We start from the raw sequence: 3,765 nt of genomic DNA on the forward strand, positions 1-3,765 counted from the left end.
CACCGTCACACACCCCAACCCGCTCACGCAGAGAAACGATCCGATCGCCAGGAGCGATCTAGGCATGTAGTACTAGTCGACCTCGGCGCTGCCACTGACGCGGAGTTTGCGGCGGGCGCGTTCGTAGAAGGTCGTGCCGCCCAGCCGTACGACCTGGGCCGCCGCGGGCAGGGCGGTCACGGTCAGCCGGTCGCCGGCCGACACCTGGGCGCCGACCCCGCCGTCCACCTCGACGGCGAGATCCCCCGAACCCGGTAGCAGGTCCAGCGCCACCGCCTCGTCGGCCGACAACATGATCGCCCGGTTGAACGCCGAATGCGCCGCCGCCGGGATCACCAGAAACCCCTCCACCGTCGGGGAGACGATCGGACCGCCGGCGGAGAAGCTGTAAGCGGTCGAACCGGTGGAGGTAGCCACGATGACCGCATCCGCGGCGTACCGGACGAAGGGGTGACCGTCCACCGACACCGACAGCGCCGCGAGCCCGTCACCGGGGATCCGCACCAGGGCGATGTCGTTGAACGCGGTCACGATGCGCCCACCGGGTAGTTCAGCGCATATCGCCATACGCGGCTCGACCTGGTAGCGATGCGCGTCGATCGCGGTCAGCGCACCGGCCAGCCCGTCGACGTCGATCTCCGCGAGGAAGCCCAGCTTGCCCAGGTTCACCCCGAGCACCGGCGTGGACGGACCGGCTGCCAGCCGCATGGTGCGCAGCATCGTGCCGTCACCCCCCAGGCTGACGAGCAGATCGGCCCGCTCGATCATCTCCTCGGGCGGCACCGCGACCGCACTGCAGTCGATCCGGCCGATCTCTTCGGGCAGCCCGAGAACCGTCCCGTCCCGGCTGGAGGCCCACTTGAGGATCGCATCGATGGCGACCTTCGAATCGCGCTTCGGGTGCAACACCAACCCGAGCGTGTTCACCATGCCCATGCCGAAAACTGTACGAGCCACCGGACCCCCTCGACGCGCCGAGGAGGGGTCGAGACGGGGGCGAGGCAGGCGAGGTGGGCTTATCCACAGCCGGGCCGGCACCTTCCCACGACGGATCCAAGCACTGGACAATGTGAGTGGGATGGAGGCCCCCGGGCGGGAGGGCTCCGGACCGACAGGACCCCGGACCGGCGGCTGCGGCTGGGGCTGGGGCAGGCAGGGACCGCGATCCGCGCCCGCGCGGGCCGGATCGTGCCCGGGTCGACTCGTACGGCGCCTGCCACGCCATCGTCTCGGCCTGAGTGGCTGCACGGTACCGCCGACCGGATCAGGCCTCGTCGGCGGTTCTCGGGGCCCGCGCCAGCGTCTGCTCCGCAGTCCCTGTCCGTCGCGAGAGGCTGCACGTCGCAGGCGGCGGCTCCAAGCGGAAACAGTCCTCACCCGCCGGCGGCGAATTCGGCTCAGCCGATGACCGACGAACGGCTCCTGGGCGCAGGATCTCTCATTCGGCATGGCCGGGCGATCCGTCAGCGGTGACGTCGAGCCCTAACGGGCGGCGGCCTCGATGGCGTGGATCAGCATGTCCAGCTCGGCGTCGAAGATCTCCTCCACGTCGGCCTCCCGCAGGTGGGGTGCTGCGGCGCGCAGCCGTGGATAGTCGCTCTCCTCCCACGAAGCCACCAGGCTTGCGGTGCGGTGCCGGCCGATGGGGTCGCCGTGCAGTTCGCGATCGAGGCGGCCCAGTACCAGGTCGATGAAGATCATGTAGTGGCGGGCGGCCTGGCGCTCGTCCAGTCCCGCGTCCGCGAGGATCGTCAGGATGGTCTCCACCAGGCGTAGCGCGCCCGGGCCGTGGCTGTGCTCCTGGGTCATCAGCACCTCGACCATGCCCGGGTAGGCGGCCAGTTCGCGGCGCATCCCGGCGGCCAGTAGCCGCAGCCGGTGGGGCCACGGTCCCTCGTCGATGCCGGGCGGTACGAGGTCGTGCTCGGCGATGGCGTTCATCACGAGGCCGACCAGGGCGTCCTTGTCGGCGACGTGCCGGTACAGCGCCATCCGGGAGGCGCCGAGGTCCGCGGCCAGCCGGCGGATCGTCAGCGCATCCAGACCCTCGGCACGCGCGATGGCTAGCGCCGTCTCCACGATCTGCGCCCGGCTGAGGCTGCCCCAGGCACGCCGCCTCGGCGCGCCGGGCCGGTCATCGGAGGAACCCACGAAGAGAACCGTACTCGCGGACAATCGTCCGCAAGATCTTGCGGACAGGCGTCCGCGAAACTTAGGCTGCCCTAACTCAATGAAGGGATATGCCATGACGACTCCGGAGACGCGCCGTGCGCTCGTACCGGCCCTGCTCCTCGCCGCGCTCGCCGCCAGCCTCGCCCAGACCATCGTCATCGCCGCGCTGCCCACGCTCGGCCGTGACCTGGACGCCTCCCCGACCGCGGTGACCTGGGTACTGACGGCCTTCATGCTGTCCAGCTCCGTGGCGACGCCGATCGCCGGACGGCTGGGAGACATGTTCGGCTATCGCCGGATCATGCTGGTCTGCTTGGGATGTTTCACGGCCGGCACGCTGGTGTGCGCGCTGGGCGTCCGTTCGCTCGGGCTCCTCGTGGCCGGCCGCGCGTTGCAGGGCGTCGCGGGCGGCGTGTTCCCGCTGGCGTTCGGCATCGTACGGGCCACCCTGCCGGCCACGCGGCTGCGAGGGATCGTGGCCCTGCTCAGCGCGATGTTCGGCATCGGCGGCTCGGTCGGGATGGTGGTCGCCGGCCCGGTGGTCGACGGTCCCGGCACGGCTTGGCTGTTCTGGGGCACGCTCGTACTCGCCGTCGCCGCCCTGGCCTGTGCCGTCATCCTGCCGGCCGGCTCCCCCGCGGGCGCCGGCCGCGTCGACCTGCCCGGAGCCGCTTTGCTGTCCGGCGCGCTGGTGTGCCTGCTGCTGGCGGTCAGCCAGGGCCGCTCATGGGGATGGGGCTCGGCTGCCGTCATCGGCCTGTTCGCCGGGACCGCCGCGCTGGCCACGGCCTTCGTGCTGGTGGAGCTGCGGACCGCCGGCCCGCTGGTGGACGTACGCCTGATGCGGCGGCGATCCCCGGCGACGACGAACCTGGCGACGCTGGTCGTCGGCGCGGCCATGTTCGGCGTGATCACACTGATCCCGCGGTTCGTGCAGACACCGGCCGCGGCCGGTTACGGCTTCGGCGCCTCGGCCACGCAGGCGGGGCTGGTCATGGTGCCGGTGGCGCTGGTCATGCTGGTCGCTGGCCCCTTCGCCGCCCGGCTCGGCGGCAGGGTCGGCTCCCAGGTACCGCTGAGGATCGGCGCGGTGTGCGCCGCCGTGTCCTTCGTTCTGCTCGCCGTCGCGCACGGACACCTGGCCGACTTCTACGTCGCCGGAGTGATCATCGGCGCGGGGTACGGGCTGGCCTTCGCCTCGATCGGCAACCTGGTCATCGAGTCGTCCCCGGCCGAGCAGACCGGCGTGGCCACCGGCGTGAACACCATCGTGCGCACGGTCGGCGGGGCGGTCGGCGCGCAGATCGCCGCGGCCGTCCTCGCGGCGTCGGCCTCCGGCCCCGCGCCCGCCGAGACCGGCTACACCACCGGGTTCGCCGCGTTCGCCGTCCTCGCGGTCGCAGCCCTCGCCGTCGCCGCCACGATCCGCCGGCCCGTTTAGGCCGTGTTTCGAAGTCCCGCCGTCCGGGACACTGCGCCGTCCGGGACACTGCGCCGTCCGGGACACTCCCCGCCCAGGGACACTCCCCGCCCTCCCAGGCAGGGCCCCGGCAAAGTCGGTTGCTCCTGATGTGAAGCAAGCACGGCCTCTAA

3 protein-coding genes are annotated in these 3,765 nt (G+C 71.6%); 1 reads left to right on the forward strand and 2 read right to left on the reverse strand.

The window, feature by feature from the left end:
- Positions 1 to 72: 72 nt before the first annotated feature.
- Complete coding sequence (locus ACFFNX_RS44680) at positions 73 to 957, reverse strand: NAD(+)/NADH kinase (RefSeq protein ID WP_378212339.1); 885 nt, start codon at positions 955 to 957, stop codon at positions 73 to 75.
- Between the two features lie 525 nt (positions 958 to 1,482).
- Entirely contained in the window at positions 1,483 to 2,151 is a 669-nt protein-coding gene (locus ACFFNX_RS44685; protein WP_378212340.1) for a TetR/AcrR family transcriptional regulator, read from the reverse strand.
- Positions 2,152 to 2,245: 94 nt separating this feature from the next.
- On the opposite strand from ACFFNX_RS44685, the gene ACFFNX_RS44690 reads away from it, so the two are divergent.
- The gene (locus tag ACFFNX_RS44690; protein ID WP_378212341.1) at positions 2,246 to 3,613 is read left to right on the forward strand and encodes an MFS transporter; all 1,368 of its coding nucleotides are present in this window, start codon (positions 2,246 to 2,248) and stop codon (positions 3,611 to 3,613) included.
- Positions 3,614 to 3,765: the final 152 nt, after the last annotated feature.

The organism is Actinoallomurus acaciae (assembly GCF_042429965.1).
Lineage (GTDB): Bacteria > Actinomycetota > Actinomycetes > Streptosporangiales > Streptosporangiaceae > Actinoallomurus > Actinoallomurus acaciae.

Excerpts from the sequence above, each read along its gene's own strand:
- ACFFNX_RS44690 (WP_378212341.1), top strand. The coding sequence starts at position 2,246 with ATGACGACTCCGGAGACGCGCCGTGCGCTCGTACCGGCCCTGCTCCTC.